This window comes from Pseudofrankia sp. EUN1h (assembly GCF_001854645.1).
Taxonomy (GTDB): domain Bacteria; phylum Actinomycetota; class Actinomycetes; order Frankiales; family Frankiaceae; genus Pseudofrankia; species Pseudofrankia saprophytica.
Window position 1 is genome coordinate 127,933 of the sequence record NZ_MBLN01000058.1, and the last position, 17,338, is coordinate 145,270.

The 17,338-nt window shown below is 72.3% G+C and carries 14 protein-coding genes; 8 read left to right on the top strand and 6 right to left on the bottom strand.

The window, feature by feature from the left end; genetic code table 11:
- Positions 1 to 40 precede the first annotated feature (40 nt).
- A complete protein-coding gene (locus BCD49_RS20810) occupies positions 41 to 1,168 on the top strand; it encodes a septum formation family protein (RefSeq protein ID WP_007518289.1) in 1,128 nt (375 codons plus the stop codon).
- Positions 1,169 to 1,362: 194 nt separating this feature from the next.
- Positions 1,363 to 2,595 carry a septum formation family protein gene (locus BCD49_RS20815; protein WP_083401590.1) on the top strand — a complete coding sequence of 411 codons (1,233 nt, stop codon included), beginning with the start codon at positions 1,363 to 1,365 and terminating at the stop codon, positions 2,593 to 2,595.
- An 87-nt stretch (positions 2,596 to 2,682) separates the two neighbouring features.
- On the opposite strand, the gene BCD49_RS20820 is transcribed toward BCD49_RS20815, so the two are convergent.
- Complete coding sequence (locus BCD49_RS20820) at positions 2,683 to 3,180, bottom strand: anthrone oxygenase family protein (RefSeq protein ID WP_007519846.1); 498 nt, start codon at positions 3,178 to 3,180, stop codon at positions 2,683 to 2,685.
- 178 nt (positions 3,181 to 3,358) lie between these two features.
- On the opposite strand from BCD49_RS20820, the gene BCD49_RS20825 reads away from it, so the two are divergent.
- The 3 genes from BCD49_RS20825 to BCD49_RS20835 all read left to right on the top strand — a co-directional run bounded on the left by BCD49_RS20825 (position 3,359) and on the right by BCD49_RS20835 (position 6,408).
- On the top strand, positions 3,359 to 4,345 hold the full coding sequence (locus tag BCD49_RS20825) for an AraC family transcriptional regulator (protein ID WP_071041796.1): 987 nt from the start codon (positions 3,359 to 3,361) through the stop codon (positions 4,343 to 4,345).
- Between the two features lie 198 nt (positions 4,346 to 4,543).
- Entirely contained in the window at positions 4,544 to 5,851 is a 1,308-nt protein-coding gene (locus BCD49_RS20830) for a septum formation family protein (protein ID WP_071041797.1), read from the top strand.
- The gene (locus tag BCD49_RS20835) at positions 5,848 to 6,408 is read left to right on the top strand and encodes a septum formation family protein (protein ID WP_071041798.1); all 561 of its coding nucleotides are present in this window, start codon (positions 5,848 to 5,850) and stop codon (positions 6,406 to 6,408) included. Before BCD49_RS20830 ends, BCD49_RS20835 begins: the two co-directional genes overlap by 4 nt.
- Before the next feature lie 57 nt (positions 6,409 to 6,465).
- Here BCD49_RS20835 and BCD49_RS20840 read toward each other — a convergent pair whose 3' ends face one another.
- Entirely contained in the window at positions 6,466 to 7,251 is a 786-nt protein-coding gene (locus BCD49_RS20840) for a TylF/MycF family methyltransferase (RefSeq protein WP_035924947.1), read from the bottom strand.
- Between the two features lie 486 nt (positions 7,252 to 7,737).
- Between BCD49_RS20840 and BCD49_RS20845 the strand changes: the two genes are divergently transcribed.
- The 3 genes from BCD49_RS20845 (at position 7,738) to BCD49_RS20855 (ending at position 12,270) form a co-directional block, all read left to right on the top strand.
- The gene (locus BCD49_RS20845; RefSeq protein ID WP_007519854.1) at positions 7,738 to 9,237 is read left to right on the top strand and encodes an amidase; all 1,500 of its coding nucleotides are present in this window, start codon (positions 7,738 to 7,740) and stop codon (positions 9,235 to 9,237) included.
- 426 nt (positions 9,238 to 9,663) lie between these two features.
- Entirely contained in the window at positions 9,664 to 11,550 is a 1,887-nt protein-coding gene (locus BCD49_RS20850) for an ABC transporter ATP-binding protein (RefSeq protein ID WP_051466309.1), read from the top strand.
- 99 nt (positions 11,551 to 11,649) lie between these two features.
- Positions 11,650 to 12,270, top strand: a complete 621-nt coding sequence (locus tag BCD49_RS20855) for a hypothetical protein (protein WP_007519856.1) — start codon at positions 11,650 to 11,652, stop codon at positions 12,268 to 12,270.
- A gap of 169 nt (positions 12,271 to 12,439) precedes the next feature.
- Here BCD49_RS20855 and BCD49_RS20860 read toward each other — a convergent pair whose 3' ends face one another.
- From BCD49_RS20860 to BCD49_RS20875, 4 genes are read right to left on the bottom strand one after another with little or no spacing between them, the layout of a single operon-like run.
- On the bottom strand, positions 12,440 to 13,123 hold the full coding sequence (locus BCD49_RS20860; protein ID WP_007519857.1) for a vWA domain-containing protein: 684 nt from the start codon (positions 13,121 to 13,123) through the stop codon (positions 12,440 to 12,442).
- Positions 13,124 to 13,165: 42 nt separating this feature from the next.
- Positions 13,166 to 14,449, bottom strand: a complete 1,284-nt coding sequence (locus BCD49_RS20865) for a hypothetical protein (RefSeq protein WP_071041799.1) — start codon at positions 14,447 to 14,449, stop codon at positions 13,166 to 13,168.
- On the bottom strand, positions 14,446 to 15,993 hold the full coding sequence (locus BCD49_RS20870; protein ID WP_007517208.1) for a protein phosphatase 2C domain-containing protein: 1,548 nt from the start codon (positions 15,991 to 15,993) through the stop codon (positions 14,446 to 14,448). The genes BCD49_RS20865 and BCD49_RS20870 overlap by 4 nt, the downstream gene beginning before the upstream one ends.
- A 1-nt stretch (position 15,994) precedes the next feature.
- Positions 15,995 to 17,338, bottom strand: a complete 1,344-nt coding sequence (locus tag BCD49_RS20875; protein WP_007517207.1) for a hypothetical protein — start codon at positions 17,336 to 17,338, stop codon at positions 15,995 to 15,997.

The following is a 17,338-nucleotide window of genomic DNA, read 5'->3' on the forward strand; positions in this document are numbered from 1 at the left end:
GCCCGCACCGGCGTCGGCGTCGGGCGGTCCGGATATCGGCATGCCCGCGGCGGGCGCGGGCGGCCCCGCGGGCTGGCGTACACCGCCGGCGCCGCCAGGCCGGCCGCCACGCCGCTGGTCCGACCGGAAAGTCGGGGCCGTCGTCTTCTTCGCCGTCGTCGGCCTCTTCCTGGCGGCGGCCGGCGTCACCGCCGTCGCCGTGCACGCGGCCGGGGACGACGGCGAGCCGGTGGCCGCCGCGCCCTCGGGCCCACCGCTGACCCCGGCGTCGCCCACGTTCTCGGACCTGCCGACGGCCGTCGGCCTCGCCTTCCAGCGGGGGCACTGCTACTACTGGCCCGGGCCGGACGATGTGCCATGCACGACGCCCCATCATTTCGAGTCGACCAGCGACACCCCCGTCCGCCTCAGCCGGATCGACTACCCGGATGGGGCCGCCTACCCCTCCCCTACGGAGTGGGACACCATCGATGGCAAATACTGCGGACCGCAGGCCGTGGAATACCTGGGGTACGAGCTCGACCCGTTCGGCCGGTTCCGCGTGCAGTCGATCAGACCGTCCGAGGACATGTGGAACGGCGGGAGACGCTTCCTCCGCTGCGGCCTGCACACCTTCGTGCCCGTCCTCGAGCGCCTGGGGGTCCAGGAGAACGAGGCGGTCACCGGGTCGGCCAAAGGCGCGGACCAGTCCTGGATCTACCCGATAGGGACCTGCCTGACGAGCAGGCCGCAGTCGCTGTTCGTGGCCGACTGCGCCGGGCCGCACGAGTACCTGACGATCGGTAACATCCGGCTGCCGGAGACGGCCGGCGGCGGGCCGCCCAGCAGTGCTGAGTTGAACGACATGGCCAGCCCGCCCTGCGTGTTCGCGGCCCGCGTGGCTCTGGGACAGTCCTTCCAGCTGTCGCCGACGGAGACCATCGGCTTTCAGGCCATCCGCCCGGAGAGCTGGCGCGCCGGCAGCCGGTTGATCACCTGTGTGCTCAGCTACGTCACGGCGTCCGGCGAGCCGCGCTCGGAGACCGGGGAGCAGCATCACCCGGCTGGCGGGCCGCGCGGCGCCCGCTGGCCGCGGGCCGCCGGTCCCGCGGGCACGGTGCCGCCTCGTCCCGTGCTCGCGGCCCTCCTCGCGCCAGAGTCAGAGTCAGAGCAAAATTACCGAAAGTGACGACGGATCTCCAAAAGTGTCAAACAGGGGACCTATCGTACGAATCGGTGTTAATAGCCGATATTGTCCGCGCCACAGTTCGCGCCGCGACCGTCGGCGGGCCGAGCGGAGCGGCGGCGGCGCAGCCTCGCCCGCTCCCCGGTCCGGCCGCCGGCGGTCGGCGCGCCCGACGCGATGGGTGGAGCGAGACAACCGTGGCCGACGAGACATCCCCGGCGCCGGGACCCTGGCCCGGGCAGACTGGCCCGGCGGGCGGCCCGTGGCCCCAGCAGCCGGGCCCGGCCACCCCGGGTGGCGCGCCGGCGCCAGCCGGCTGGCCGGCGCCGGCGGGCAGCCCGGTCCCCGGCGCGCCCGGCGGCAACCCACCCGGCCAGCCCGGCCAGCCCGGCGGCCCATGGGCCCAGTACAGGAACCCGGGCCCGGGGGCACCCCCGGTTCCTCCGTACTGGCCGCCGGCGCCGCCGACGCCACCCCGGCGGTCACGCTGGACCCGCGGGCGCATCGTCGCCGTCGTCGTGGGCGGCGCCGTCGCCCTCATCCTGGTGCTGGCGGCCATCGGGGCCGCCGTGGGCGGCAGCGGGGACGACAAGAGCGACGCGGCCGCTGCCACCGCGGGGCCGTCCGGCGCCGCGTCGCCGGGCCAGACCGTCGAGCCCGAGCTCAGCCAGCGCAGCTACAAGAGCGGTCACTGCTACCGCTGGGACCGTGGTGGCACCTCGGCGAAGGTCGACGACGTCCCCTGCGCCGAGCCGCACCTGTTCGAGTCGGTCAGCGACGACTCGGTCGACATCAGCGGTGAGTTCCCGGCCAGCGCCCCCTACCCGCTGACCGACGACGAGTGGTCGGCCATCTATGACCGGTACTGCCTGCAGCCCGTCCAGGCGTACCTGGGCTATCCCCTGGATCCACACGGGCGGTTCTCGGTCTCCACGATCGTGCCGACCACGACGGGCTGGATCCAGGGCGACCGGAAGATCGACTGTGGCATCGGCGGCTACGCCCCCACCCCGGAGAACCCCGACAACGACCTGTTCACCGGATCGGCGAAGGGTGCCGACCAGTCGATGGTCTACCCGGTCGGCACCTGCATGGCGAAGAGCACCGACGGCACCAAGCCGGTGGCCTGCTCCGCCCCGCACCAGCACGTGGCGATCGGTGATGTCCACTTCACCGATCCCCCGGGCGCGGCACCGCCGGCCGACACGGCGTTCGACGAGCGGGCCGGCCAGCAGTGCGCGGTGGTCGCGCGGGCGTTCTTCGGCCCGTCCTTCCAGCAGACCTCGACGGTGAGCATCGGCTGGTTCCCGATCGACCCGGAGAGCTGGCAGGCCGGCAGCCGGTCGTTCAGCTGCCTGGTGAGCTACTACACCGACGCGGGCGATCCCCGTTCGGTGACCGGCGACGCCCGCAACCCGGTCCCGGCCTGACCGCCCGCCCTCCCCACCTTCCCGCCGTGGCCGGTCCAGTTGGACCGGCCACGGCGGGAAGGACCGATCGGGACCTCGGCGCCGTCGTCACCGCGGCCGGTGCGTGAGCACCAGCGCGTATCCGAGGCAGCCGAAGGCCGCGGTGGTCGCGATCGTGCGGACGATGTTCCAACGGATCCAGGCGCCCTCGAAGTGGGCTCTGACGGCCGCCAGGTCGGTGATCTGGTCGAGCGGCCCGGCGGCGTCCAGCGCGTTGTTCAGCGGGACGTTCGCCACGGCGGTGACCCCGAAGGCGACGACGTTGAGCGCGAGCCCCGCGGCCACCCACGGCAGCGCGGCCCGGCCACCGGACGGCAGGTGCACCGCCCCGGCGGCGAGCGTGAGCAGCGGCGCGCCGACGAAGACCAGCAGGAACCAGCCATTGAGGATCGCGACGTTGATGGACTGCATCGTGCCCACCATCGTGCGGTCGTCGGTCGCGCGTAGCCCCGGCATCACCGAGCAGGCATACGCGAAGTAGAGGCCCGCCATCAGCCCTGTCGTCAGGGTCGCCGCCAGCAACGTCCCGATCCGCGTGCCATTCACGGTTGCTTCTCCTCAGGTTCGGTTGGTCCGGCCCGGGCCGCGGTCGGGTGGAGGCCGACTCACCGTGGCCGCCGGGGCCACCTCCATGAAGCCGCGACCGGGTGGGCCGTGACCATCGCCGAGAGGCTCCGGCGCATACGCCGTCGTCCACGCGGACAGTCGATCTAGACTGCCGGGTGTGGACGCGCTCGCCGGGCTGTTGGACGGTCCCCGGGCGCGCGGCGCCTTCCTGCTGCGGGCGATGCTCACCTCGCCCTGGTCGCTGCGGATCCAGGACCGGGCACCGCTCGCCGTCGTGGCGCAGTGGCGCGGCGAGGCCTGGTTCTCCTTCGACGGCGCCGAGCCGCCGACGCGGCTCGGGCCGGGCGACGTGGCGGTCGTGCGCGGACCGGACCCGTACACGGTGGCCGACCATCCGTCGACCCCGCCGCGCGTCGTGATCCACCCCGGGCAGCGCTGCACCACCCCCGACGGCGTCGACCTGCACGACGTCATGGGTCTCGGGGTACGGACCTGGGGCGACGCGCTGGACGGCGAGACCGTGATGCTGGTCGGGACCTACCAGATCGCCGGTGAGGTGAGCCGGCGGCTGCTCGACGCGCTGCCGCGGCTGCTCGTGCTGGCGGGCGAGAGCTGGGACAGCCCCGTCCTGYCGCTGCTCGCCGCCGAGATCCCCCGGGACCGGCCCGGCCAGGATGCGGTCCTCGACCGGCTGCTCGACCTGCTGCTCATCGACGTGCTGCGCGCCTGGTTCACCGGCGACGGCTCCGGCCAGCGTCCGAGGCGCGACGGTGGTGAGGCGGGCCGGGAGCCCTCGTGGCTGCGGGCGCACACCGACCCGGTCGTCGGGCGGGCCATGCGGCTGCTGCACAACAACCCGGGCCAGCCGTGGACGGTCGCGGCGCTCGCCGCCCACACCGGGGTCTCCCGGGCGGCGCTGGCCCGCCGGTTCACCGAGCTCGTCGGCGAGCCGCCGATGACGTACCTGACGGCGCTGCGCCTCGACCTCGCCGCCGGCCTGCTGCGCGACGAGCGGGACGCGACGCTCGAGACCGTCGCCCGGCGGGTCGGCTACAGCACCGCCTTCGCGCTGAGCAGCGCGTTCAAACGGGTCCACGGCGTGAGCCCCTCCGAGCATCGCGCCCGCCTGTCCGGCGCCGCCTGATCCCGCCCGACCCGCCCGCCACCCATCGCCCGGCCGCCATCGCTCGCGACCCGCGCAAAGTGGGCTATATGCTGCGCGCCATAATCCGCGTGCCGCCACGCCGGGCGGCCGGATGGGCGGCGCCCCGGCGGGCGCCGTCGCGTCCGCCTGGCCGCCGGCGGGTTCGGCATCCGACAGAAGGGCGAGGTCGACACAGCCGTGGCGGACGAGGTTTCCCCGGAGTCGACGCCTGCCGGAACACCGGCTGGCCAGCCAGCGGCCAGTGGTGGCCTCGAGGGTGGCGCCGGCGCCGGCCATGACCCGGACGACCCGTTCGCCGGCCTGGTGCTCGACGAGTCCTTCGTCAGGGCGGCGTCGGTCTACGAGGCCCCGGCCCGCACCCGCGCGGYGGTGCGCCGGCATGGCGGGCCGGACGTACCTGGCCGCCCGGCGCGCCGCCGCCGGCGGGTGACGGCGGCCACCCCGCCCTCGCCGCGGGACTGGAGTCCCGCGGAGGCCCCGGCCCGCCGCGCGCGGGCACGGCTCGTCGGCATCTCTGTCGGTCTGGTGGCCGTGCTCTCCCTCGGGTACTTCGCGGTGCTGCCGAGGCTGCACCACGGGGACGACCCGCCCGCACCGGCCGGAGCGGCGCCCGGCGCGCTTCCCAGCGCCCCAGCGGGAGCCACACCGGCGAACGCCGGCGGCCTGGCGCCGGCGCCGGCCGGCACGCCCACCAGCGAGAACCTGATCGACAACCTGAACTTCCGGCGTGGCGGCTGCTACCGGTGGAACCAGGAGCTGGCGGTCGCCCACGCCGATGGAGTGCCCTGCACCCAGACACACCTGTTCGAGGCGGTCGAGCGCACGTCGATGGACAGGGCCGAGTACGCCCCTGGCGCCGCCTACCCGACCCCCGACGAGTGGGACACGATCGTCGACCGATACTGCACGGCCCCGCTGACTACGTTCCTCGGCTACCCRCTCGACCCGCACGGCGCCTTCGGCGCCGGCGCGATCCAACCGTCCAGGGAGAGCTGGCCGACCRGTGATCGCTCGCTGGTCTGCGGGCTGTCCCACAACTGGTACGAGGCGAACCATCCGGTCGACTGGTTCTACTCGTTCACCGGCGCCGTCGAGGGGGCCGACCAGTCCTGGATCTACCCGACCGGCTCGTGCCTCGCGAGCGACCACGATCATTTCCTCGGGACCATCCCCTGCGACCGGCCGCACTCCGAGGTAGTGATCGGCAAGGTGACGCTGCCGGGCGCGCCCGGTTCACCCGCGCCGAGCCAGGACGCGTTCACCGACCTCGCGGGGCCGCGCTGCGACGCGGTCGCACGTGGCTACCTGGGGGCCGGGTTCCGCTCCTCGACGACCGTGCGGGCCGGCTGGATGGACATCGAACCCGACAGCTGGGCCGCCGGAACCCGCTCGACGAACTGCCTGATCTACTTCACGACGCCATCGAACGAGCAGCGGCAGGTCACCGGTGAGCTCGGCCGCGCGGATCAGGGTGTACCCGCGTGACCCGCTGGCGCGGGCCGGCCGGGGTGGTGCTGGATGTGGTGCTCGTCGTGGCGGTGCTCGTCCTCGGCTACGCGGTGGTCGCGTCGAAGGCTGGCCACGACGACGCGGCCGGCGACACCGGCCCGGCCGTCCAGGTGGCCGCGACCACGGCCGCGCCGTCGGCGTCCGGTGAGGTCACCGGCGCCGACCAGTCCCTGCTCTTCCCCGTCGGGGCCTGTCTCGCCGAGACCGCGGCCGAGGTGCGCGGCACTGTCCCCTGCGAGCGGCCGCACGACGCGGTCGCCGTCGGCAGGATCACGCTGCCCACCGGGCCGAGCAACGAGCCGCCGACCGGCGAGCAGTTCGACGCCCTCGCGGCCCCGCGCTGCATGGACCTCGCCAAGTCCTTCTTCGGGCCGGACTTCCACGACTCACCGACGCTAGCGACCAACTGGCTACGGATCTCCCCGGAGAGCTGGCGGGCCGGCTCCCGGAGCTTCACCTGCACCGTCGGCTACCGCACCGAGACCGGCGGGCAGCGCTCGGTCGCCGGCGCGCCGCCCCACCCGACCRCCTGAACCGGTCCCGGGCCGGTGATCGGCCCCGGGATCGGCTCAGGCGGCTACGCCGACCAGCTATCCAGCCCCAGGGAGGCGCCAGAACACCGCATCCTGGTCGATCTTGGTCAGGGTTGCGGTGATGCCGTGTGCGGTACGGAAGTCGTGCACCGCCTCGCGGCAGGCATGGATCATGTAATCATCGATGATCACAAAACCGCCTGCCGATACCTTCGGGTACAGGTTCGCCAGGGCGTCCATGGTCGACTCGTACAGGTCGCCGTCAAGCCTGAGCACCGCGATCCGCTCGATCGGCGCCGTGGGAAGAGTGTCGCGGAACCACCCCGGCAGAAAACGGACCTGGTCGTCGAGCAATCCATAGGCGTCGAAGTTGGCTCGCACGGTGTCGAGCGAGACGGCCAGTACCTTGTTGGCCAGGTGTAGCGGGGTCTTTTGGTCACTGGGATGGCTGTCCGGGCCGCTGACCGGCATTCCCTCGAAGGAGTCGGCCGCCCAGACCAGACGGTCGGGCACTCCGTACGCGCGCAGGATCGCGCGCATGAAGATGGCCGTGCCGCCGCGCCACACGCCCGTCTCCACCAGGTCGCCTGGAACACCGTCCGCGATCACCGCGGCGACACATTCCTGCACATTGTCCAGTCGGGCGCGCCCGACCATGGTGTGCGCGACACTCGGCCAGTCCTGGCCGGTGGCGCGACGAGCATCGTCGAACGTCGAGCCCGGCTGCATCCGGCTCGCGATAGGCGGATCACGGTAGATCGTATTGGTCAGGATTCGCTTCATCAGGTCGAGGTAATGTTCGTTCCCGAGTTCTTGGGCACTCGGTGACGGCGCCAGCGCCACGTGGTCGTCCAATCTCGCGGAGGTGCGTCCTCGCACCGCCCGGCCTTGCTCCGGGCATGCAGGGATGGCAGGTCACTGCCTGGCAGAACCGTACTGTGCCGATCAGATCGCCGAGCCTGTTTTCGAACAATCCCCCAGAAGGGAATCGGCGCTCCGGATCTCCACGGCCGACGCCCGCCCGGTCGACAGAAGACCCGAGATCAGTGACCCGACGCCAGGTTTCTCAGTACTGTTCGTGATGCCGACCCGCCGTCTTCGGCTGTCGGCCACAAGACACCAAGGTCCCGACTTCGGCACGACCATCGACCACGGCGCGACGCGGATACTGGCCGAAACGCGAGCTCCGCGCGCCGGAGTGACACGATCGTCGCGGCGGGCGCACCCAAGTACACGGGAACGCGGTGGGTACCGGGGTGGGGCGGCCGCGCGGCAGACTTGCCCGGCCGGGCGCGCACGGCGGACGGCCGACGTCACGGTGGAGGGTCGATGGACTTCGCGCGGTACCGGTCACTGGATGGTCTGGCGATGGCGGAGCTGGTGGCCAGCGGCGAGGTGAAGCCGGCGGAGCTGCTCGCCGCCGCCCGCGAACGTGCCGCCGCCGTCAACCCGAAGATCAACGCGATCGTCCGGCCGATGGACGACATCGCCGACCATCGGCTCACCGAGGAACTGGCCGGCCCGTTCGCCGGGGTGCCGTTCCTGCTCAAGGACCTCGGCCAGGACTACGCCGGCGTGCCGACGTCGGCCGGCTGCCGGGCGCTCGCCGACAGGACCGCCACCGAGCACTCGACCGTCGTGCAACGCTGGCTCGACGCCGGGCTGGTCATCTTCGGCAAGACCAACACCCCCGAGTTCGGCTCCAAGGCAGTCACCGAGCCCGCACTGTGGGGACCGGCGCGCAACCCGTGGAACCCGGCGCACACCCCCGGAGGATCGTCGGGCGGCTCGGCGGCGGCCGTCGCCGCCGGGATCGTGCCCGTCGCCGGAGCGAACGACGGCGGCGGCTCGATCCGCATCCCCGCGGCCTGCTGCGGCCTTTTCGGGCTGAAGGCCGGGCGCGGCGTCATCCCGCACGGTCCGGCCGACGCCGAAGGCGGCACCGGTCTGTCGACGCACGGGGTGGTGTCCCGCTCGGTGCGTGACACCGCCGCGATGCTCGACGCCCTGGCCGGCGCCGACCCGTACGCGCCCTACCTGCCGGCCGATCAGCCACCCGGCCACTACCTGGCGGAGGCCGGCCGCGCTCCGGGGCGGCTGCGCATCGGCGTACGGGTGACCTCGGCGCTGAACCCGACGCCGTCACCCGACGCGGTCGCCGCCGTCGAGGACGCGTCCGCGCTGCTCGCCGAGCTCGGGCACGAGGTCGAGCGGGTGGAGCCGGTCGTCGACGAGCGGGCACTCGCGACCGACTTCCTGACCTACTGGTTCGTCAAGTCGGCCCGGCTGGTAGCCGACGCCCGCGAGGTACGGCCCGGTGACGACGGCTTCGAGACCGACACGCTGATCACCGCGGAGATGGGCCGGGCCACGGGCGCGGTGGCGGTACAACGATCCGTGGAGCGCTGGCACGGCCACACCAGGGCCCTCGTCGACTTCCACCGCTCCTACGACCTGCTGCTCACGCCCACGCTCGGCCGGGAGCCGCTGCGGATCGGCGAGGTCGCCACCGCGGCGCGCGAGCGGGCCGCCGGGATGCTCATGGTGCGGCTGCGCGGCGGCACGCTGCTGCGCCGGCTCGGCCTGGTCGAGAAGGCGGTGCTGGCCAACCTCAGCTGGGTGCCGTACACGCAGCTGGCGAACATGACGGGTCGGCCCGCGATGAGCGTCCCGCTGCACTGGACGGCCGGTGGCCTGCCGCTCGGCGTCCAGTTCGTCGCCCCGCTCGGCGGCGAGGGCACCCTGCTGCGCCTGGCCGCGCAGCTGGAGTCCGCCCGCCCCTGGTTCGACCACCACCCTCCGGAGGCGGCGCTGACCACCGCTTCGTAGTGGTGCGCCCGTCCGTCGCCGGGCCCGCGGCGACGGACGGGTACCGCGTCTCCCCACCGGACCGAAGTTGATCTTCGCGGGGCACTGGCCGGTCGTCAACGGCGTGGACAACGGCGCGGGGTGGCCGGCGGTGGCAAAAATGAGGTGCGGACTCGGGCGGGCGCGGGTGATCCTGGGTCGGTGGACAACGGAGCGGAAAACACGGGGCGCCGCGCGCCGAGTCCCTGGCGAAAACGCGCCAGGGCGCGCCGGCGACGTTCGCGAACGCTCCCGCCGGCGTCAGCGACCGGCCTTTCCAKCCAGCAGGAAGCCCTTCTGGAACGCGCCAGCCAGGCCKGACCGGACGCGACGGGAACAATGTTGCCCGCGCCGCGCACCGCGAGAGAGCCAGCGGCGACGGGGAAGAGGACGGCGAACGCGAAGGCAATGGCGAAGGACGAGGGCGAACGGCCACCCGCGAAGCGGCGGCACGCCGGGCTCCGTTCCTACCTGCGTTTCGTCGGAACCTTCCGCCGGTCAGTGACGGTCGTCGTCGTCGTCTTCGTCCTCGCGGACGCTTTCCTCGCCGTCATCCCGCTCTTCATCGGGCGGTTCGTCACGGCGCTCACCGCGACCCCGCACGGCGACGTGCTCACCTACACGATCGCGCTGATCGGGTGCAGCATCGGGCACGACCTGTTCTGGCGCAGCGCCGAACTGCTCTACATGCGGCTGCTCAACCCGCGTGGCTACGACTACCAGAACCTGCTGTTCCGCCGGGTCATCAACCAGGAGTACCCCTACTTCTCGAGCCGGGCGACCGGCAAGATCAGCGGGTACGTGCGCACGCTCGGCCAGGAGTTCCGCGACTTCCTCGACAACGCCTGCTTCAACTACATCGACCTGCTCGTGAAGCTTCCGTCACTCGTGCTGATCATGTTCACGGTGAACCTGCCGACGGGCCTGCTGTTCACCGGCTCGATCGCTCTGCTGTTCGTCGTCGGGCGCAAGACGGCGGCCCGGTCCGCTCGCGAGGAGAAGCGCTGGACCGACGTCAACGCCGACATGGAGAGCTACATCCTCGACATTGTCTCGAACTTCGTCAGTGTGAAGTCGTTCCGCCGGGAGGAGGCGGAGCACGCGCTGGTGGTMGAACGCCGTCGGGATGTCGTGACGCAGTCGAACCGGTCGATGCTCTGGGCGATCGTGTTCTGGGGCTCGATGAGCCTCGTCGTGCGTTATCTGGTCTGGCCGGGCGCGATCCTGCTCAACCTCTGGCTTTACCTGCGCGGCGAGCTGACGATCGGCCAGCTCACCACCTTCCTGTCGGCGCTGGTCATCTTCTCGGACTTCATCTGGGGGACGATCTGGGAGATCTCCCAGCTGAACCTGCGGCTGGCGCGGGTCGAGGAGGCCTACGGCTACCTGTTCGACGAGCGCGACGTCCTCGACGACGCCGCGTTCCCCGACCCGGGCGCCGCCGGCGCGGACGAGACCTCGCCCGGGCTGACGGCCGCCGCCGGTCTGACCCCGCCGGCCCCGGCCGGGGCGGCCGTGGACTGGGCGGACGCGGGTGACCTGGCCACCGCCCTCGGGCGGCTCGACCTGGGCGGGGTGACGTTCGCCTACCCGGACAACCCGGCGGTGCGCATCCTCGACGGGGTGACGCTGACGATCGAGCGACACGAGAAGGTCGGGATCGTCGGGCGCAGTGGCAGTGGCAAGACGACGCTGCTCAAGCTGCTGCTCGGCTACTACGCCCTGCCTCTCGGAGCGGTCGCGCTCGACGGCCGGCCGGTGCCCAACCGCCGACTCGCCCGCGCGATCTCCTACGTCCCCCAGGACATCTCGCTGTTCCACCGCTCGATCCGCGACAACATCACCTACGGGGCGCCGGACGGGGTCGGCGACGCGGAGATCGAGCAGGCGGCCCGGCGGGCGCACGCCCACGAGTTCATCGTCCGCGCCGTCAACGGCTACGACACCCTCGTCGGCGAGCGTGGCATCAAGCTGTCCACCGGGCAGCGGCAGCGGATCGCGATCGCCCGCGCGTTCCTCGACCACAAGCCGCTGCTGGTCCTCGACGAGGCCACCAGCGCGCTGGACAGCGAGAGCGAGCTGCTCGTCCAGCACGCCCTGGAGGAGCTGTGGAGCGAGCGCACCGTCATCGCGGTCGCCCACCGCCTGTCAACGCTGCTGCGGATGGACCGCATCGTCGTCCTCGACGGCGGCCGGATCGTCGAGCAGGGCAGCCACCAGCAGCTTCTCGACACCGGAGGCCACTACTACCGCCTCTGGCAGCAACAGTCCGGCGAGATGCTCGTCAACGACTGATGGTGAGCCTGGCCCGACACGTCTCCGCGTGTCGAGCCAGGCTCGCTGCCGCATTGGATAAACTGCGAAATACCGGTGGACCGGTGATACGGGGGCGCGATGACCGGAACGGGCGGCGGTGGTACCGGGCAGCCGGGCGGAACGGGGCAGCCGGGCGGAACAGCGCCACAGCCTGATCCCGACGCGGAGACCGCGATCTCCGCCGTGAACATGATGGCCGGCTGGATTTCCAACGCCGACCAGAAATCCGCGATCCTCGGGGCCGCGCTGGTCGTGTACGGTACCGCGCTCGCCCAACAACGCGACACGGTCGCCAACGCCCTGGATGACGCGGTCCACGGTCCCTGGCACGGCGCGGACGAGGTTCTGGCCCGGGTGCACGAGATCGGGTCGCTGGTGCTGTTCGCCGGCGCGGCCATCGCGCTCGGCTACGCCGGGATCTACCTGTTCCGGGCGCTCGTACCGCGCTCCCCCAGCTCCCGCATTTCCGGCACCGCCCCGGCCGCCGGCACGAACCGGTTCTCGTGGCCGGATCTCAAGGATGCCCAGATCGACGCGTTGGTCAACGGCCTGCCCGACACGGTGCGGCGGGAGGCCTGGACACAGGCGAAGACACTGGCGACGATCACCGCGGGCAAGTTCGCCCACTTCCGCCGCGCCATGGTCGGCGGCGCGGCCTCCATCGCCTTCGCCGTTCTCTGGGTGATCGTCGGCCAGTGACCGTCGGATAACGGGCAGTCGGCCGGGAGGACAGCCCACCGCCACCGCGACGCCCGCGATCCCGGGACGCCTCAGTCGAACCTCTCATTCCGTTGTCAGGTCCGCCAAGCCCGGCAGGATCACCGCGTCGCCATCGGCGGCGTCGCGCCGGGTGCCCGTCACCGGGCGGCTAGTCGATGTACTCGAGCGGAACGCTCTTGTAGCCCTCGACCTCGGTGGGAATCATCAGCTTCTCGTGCTGGGCGGAGGCGACCAGGCTGTTCAGCAGCGTGAGGAGCACGTTGACGAGCGCCTCCTGCTGCTCGACGCCGGCCTGCGCCTTGAACGCGGCCTTGGTCGCGATCCTGGCGAGCACATGCTCGGCCGCGTCACCAAAGCCAAAAGTGATCACATGCGGCCGCCGCGGCCAGCTGGGTGAGGTGAGCTTCGCGAACTCGCCCTCCCACACACCGGAGTCATCCATCGGCTGGCCGTCGGTGATGAAGAACACCGCGGGGCGCAGCACCGGCCGGCCCTGGGCGCGCAGGGCATTCACATCCGCGTCGATCTGCGCCGCCACGACCCGGAAGGCCTCGGAGTAGTTGGTGGACCCTCGGCAGGTCAGCTCCGGCAGGGCGTCGATCTTCGAAATATCCGTCAGGGGCAGCACGACGTGCGCGTTCGAGTTGAAGCTGATGATCGAGACGTGGGCGAACTCCGCCACCGCCTTGTGGTAGTAGAGACCCTCGTACACGCGTTCGAGGGTCTCGTTGAGGACTTTCTCGAACGGGCGCATCGACGCGGACGTGTCCAGTACGGCGTAGGTCGGCAGGCATTTCTGCCCACTCTTTGCCCCTTCGGGCTGAGTCGTCATATCTCTCTCCTTCGACAAGCTGATTTCTTCGCGCGGAGAAGCTCACAGGGCCCTGGCGAGCCCGATGACCACCAACAGGAGGAGCCCGAGTCCCAGCGCCCACGCGCCGAGCACGCTCACGATCTCCGCCGCCTCTCTGAGCGGCCTGGGGACGGGCCTCGCCGGGCGCGGCCTGGTGGCAGGCTGGCCAGGCCGCGGCGGTGAGGCCCGGCGGGTGGGCGAGCCGGTCGTGCCCTGCCGAGCCGGCGATGGCCGCCCCGGGGGCGGCTGTCGCGCGGTGGACGGGTCGCGGGCGGGGGCCGCGGCCGGCGGCCGCGGCGGCGGCGGCGGCGGCGGCGCGGATGCTCCCACAGTCGTGGCCGTGGCCGAAGGGCCGACCTTCTTCCAGTTCTTGACGTTCGCGTCGGACTCGGGCTCCGTCGCCGGGACGGTCTGGACCGGGACGGGAGCGGTCACGCGCGCGGCGGCGCCCAGGGCGACGGCCAGCTCCTCGATCGTCGGCCGCTTCTCCGCCGGGGTGCCGGCGTGGATCATCCGGAGCAGCACCTCCACGGCCGGCTCCCGGTCACGCATCCCCAGAAGCGCGGCGGGGACCTTCTCCGGGCCGCGCTCGCCGGTGAGGCAGCGCGCGACCAGCAGGCCGAGCCGGTAGCGGTCCGTGGTGGTCGTGATCGGCTGCCCGCGGGCGACCTGGGGGTCGTCCCAGTTGACCGCGCCGATCCACGGTCGCGTCCCGAAGTAGCACCCGTCCACGTCGATGACGTAGACCGAACCGTCCTGCGGGTTCCAGAACGCGTTGGTGTACGACCAGTCCGCGTAGACGAGGTCGTGACGCTCGAAGAGCGCGCCGACCTCCGCCAGCCGCCGGCCGGTGGCCCGGCGGTCCTTCTCCGACGGCACCGGCTGGCCCAGCGCCTTCAGCTCGTCGGCCGGCCGGCACAGCTGGTCGACGTTGACCGTCTTGGGCTCCATCCACTTGCCGTCCGGCCGCCGGAAGGCGTGGACGAAGCTGTCCGACGCCTTGGGGATGACGACGCCGACCGACCTGCTCTGCGCCACCACCCGGGCCACCGGCCAGGAGGTGGCCGTGTGGACCAGCGTCTTCTCGGCCGCGTCCAGCCGTTCCGGCAGGGAGATCAGCCGGTCCAGGCGGGCATCCGAGATGGCGGTCCCGGGCCGGTACTGCTTCATCAGCCAGCCGGGCATTCCAGCGATCTCATAGACGATCTTGGCCTCCCCGCCGGTCGTCGAGATCACCTTTCCGCGCCGGTCGACCCAGTCGAGGTGGATGACCCGGTCGCGCCGCCAGTCCGACCAGCCGGTCATCGCGGCTGTCCCCGGCCACGCGCGCCGACGGCCGGCGAGGCCGGGTCCGGCTGGCCGGGCGGCGGTGTGTCACACCAGACCACCACCGCCGTGCGGTCGTCCTGGTGGGTCCTGGCCTCGAATCCGACGTCGAGGACGAAGGCGCCCAGCGTGGGGGGCGTCGCCCACCAGTCCGCGAACGACGCGCTCGCTCCGGGGATCTGGGTCATCGGGTCGCTCACGCCGTCGGTCAGGAACGCGAGAACCGCGCCGGGAGGCAGCGTCAGCCACGTGTCCTGGGCCTCATTCGGGTGGAAGGGCAGGAACGCGCGCAGGGTGTTGGCGTCGGTGCCGGCGCCCTTGTGGTCACCGGCCACCTGCTCCCAGCCGTGCCCGGCCGGGTAGGCCTGCCTCCAGGCCGACACGTCGGCGAGGTGCCCGAACCAGGCGGACCGCCGGCCCTGACGGTTGAGCTCGACCTCGACGACGCCCACGATCAGGCCGGTACGCACGTCCCGCGGGTCGATCTGGCGCTGCTGCGCCGACCCGGTGATGGCGCGGGCGAGCTCGGTGAACAGGCGGTCCGCCGACAGATGCTGGACCGTCGCGCCGCTGTCGAGGTCGGACCGCAGCTTCGCGACCGCCGTGCTGACCGCCACCGTGGCGCCGTGGTCGGAGCGGGGGCTGTCCGACATCCCGTCGGCCACGGCGACGATGAGGTGCCGCCCGGTGGTGTCGCGACCGAGGCGGTAGGCGTCCTGCCGCGGGGTCGCCGGGTCCTGGGTCCGGTGCCCGGGCCCGATGATCGAGGCCGCGCGGATCTCCAGCGTCCCGATCCTGGCCTGGTCGGCGGCGACGGCGGGCTGGGTGGGCAGGACCGGGAGACGCCAGGGTTCCCGGGCCAGATCCGAGCGGGCGCCAAGCACCCGGAAGTCGGCCGGTGCCGGTGCCAGGACCTGGGACGCGGCGCCGACGTGATCGGGTGAACCGCCGCGGTCGATCGGCGGCGGGTCAGCGGCAAACCACTGGCCATGGCCGTGCTCCTCGAAGCCGTGGTGCTCCTCGAGTCCCTGGTCCTCAGGATCCGGCGCGCGAGCGGGTTGCTCCGCCGGCGTGCCGATGGCCGGGTCCGGCGGCGGATCCTTCATGGCGCCCTTCTTCTCCCGTGCCTTCCGCCCGCCCTCCAGTCCCGGCGTGCCGGCTGGCAGGGCACGGTTGTGCTTCCGCTGGAAGAACCCCAGGACGAGAGACATGACGACGCTCCCCAGGACGGTGAGGATGCCGGTCCGCATGGTGCCGACCTGCAACGACAGAAATCCGATGGCTGTGAACGCCGCGCCGGCGGCCAACGACAGGCCGGCGACAATCCAGCCCACCAGGAGCCACGGTGGGACGTCGGCAATCCGAAATCCGTCGCCGCCGGGCCGGGACGGCTCCGACCGCTCGGTCCGCCGCGCGTCGCTGTGCCTGCCAGGGCCGCCCGCGCCCTTCCCCCCGGGCACGTGGACGGCGGCGGACCTGTATTCGCCGTCGTCGTGGCCGCCATAGGCGGGATGCGAGGACATGTCACTCCCCCGGCCGGCGGAGCTTCTTCCAGCCCGCCACGTTCGTTCCGCCCGAGGCGTCTGGCGCCGACGCGCCGGTCGGCCTCTCGTAGCCGGCCATCGGCTCGACGATCGGCCGTTCCTCCTCCTCGATCGTCAGCTCGTCCGCCGGTTGGCCCACCGGGCCGCCGGGCGACTGGCCGACCGTTCGCCAGCCACCGACGTTCGACGGCTCCACGCCCAGCGGCGATTCCTCGGGCGCGTACTCGGTTGGCGATGGCCCGGGTGCCGGGTAGGCCGTGGGTGGCGGCGGGTAGGCCGGCCCTGTCGCGGACCGCCCCGACGGGGCGCCGTACGTCGTGGTCGGCGGCTCGGGGCCGCTCCCGCCCGGTGCCGGGCGGGAGCCGGCTGGCAGCGCCGCCGGGGGGCCGCCCGGCAGCGCCGCGGGGCCTGGCTGGCCGTAGGACGGGGGCTGGATGGCCGGGCGGACGTCGAGGCCGGCGAACCGGGCGAGGATGCCTTCGGCGTCCGCGGGCTGGAGCATGCCCTGGCTGATCATCCGGTCGATGAGCCCCAGCTGCGTGTCACGGTCGGCCTGCCGGCTCGCCGCGATGCTCTGCAGCGCGAACGCCGTGTCCTCCGGATGCACGGTGAGGTGGCGCAGCAGCAGCTCGTCGTGCCCGCCGAGCGCGGCCCGCAGCGCGATGTATCTGTCCTGCTCGCGGCGTAGCCGCCCCTGCTGGGCAATGTCGGCGATCGCGTTCTCGTGATGGGCCTGCGAGGTCTCCCCGGCCTGCAGGCCGATCCGGCGCTGGTGCTCGCGCTCCTGCAGGACCTGCTCCTGCACCCACTCCTGGGTGCCCTTCTCCCGGGCCACCCGCACGCTCGCCCGGAAGATCGTGATGCCCTCGGGCAAGGCCAGGTGCTTGCTCCGGAGCCGCTCGTTGAGCGCCCGCTCGGCTCGTGCCGGATCGTCCTGGTCGTAGCGGCGGGTTATCGGCATCATGTCATCGAGCAGATGGGAGCGGGCCACCCCGAGGCCGTCRCCGACCCGGCGCAGCACCACCTCGCGAGGGTCGGTCACCCGCCAACCGACGTCGATGGTCGTCTGAAAGGCGAAGACGTCGTCCCGGCTCGGCAGGTTCTCCTGCAGGGTGCTGAGGTGGTCGGTGACGTCGACCGTGTACTGGGTCCGGTAGCGGGCTGTGATCCCGTCGCCCAGCCCCGGGCGCCGGTTCAACGTCACCGCATCGCCGTCGGCCGTCGCCACCACCAGGACGGTCCCAGGGCGGATCGCCGCCCCCCGGTTGAACCGCCGGTCGAGCGGCTCCTCCTGGAGAATGAGCGGGACTGGCTGATACACCAT

What these genes read in the sequence shown, in the direction of transcription:
- BCD49_RS20810 (WP_007518289.1), top strand. Translation starts at nt 41, where the DNA reads ATGCCCGCGGCGGGCGCGGGCGGCCCCGCGGGCTGGCGTACACCGCCG.
- BCD49_RS20845 (WP_007519854.1), top strand. Translation starts at nt 7,738, where the DNA reads ATGGACTTCGCGCGGTACCGGTCACTGGATGGTCTGGCGATGGCGGAG.
- BCD49_RS20855 (WP_007519856.1), top strand. Translation starts at nt 11,650, where the DNA reads ATGACCGGAACGGGCGGCGGTGGTACCGGGCAGCCGGGCGGAACGGGG.
- BCD49_RS20860 (WP_007519857.1), bottom strand. Translation starts at nt 13,123, where the DNA reads ATGACGACTCAGCCCGAAGGGGCAAAGAGTGGGCAGAAATGCCTGCCG.
- BCD49_RS20865 (WP_071041799.1), bottom strand. Translation starts at nt 14,449, where the DNA reads ATGACCGGCTGGTCGGACTGGCGGCGCGACCGGGTCATCCACCTCGAC.
- BCD49_RS20870 (WP_007517208.1), bottom strand. Translation starts at nt 15,993, where the DNA reads ATGTCCTCGCATCCCGCCTATGGCGGCCACGACGACGGCGAATACAGG.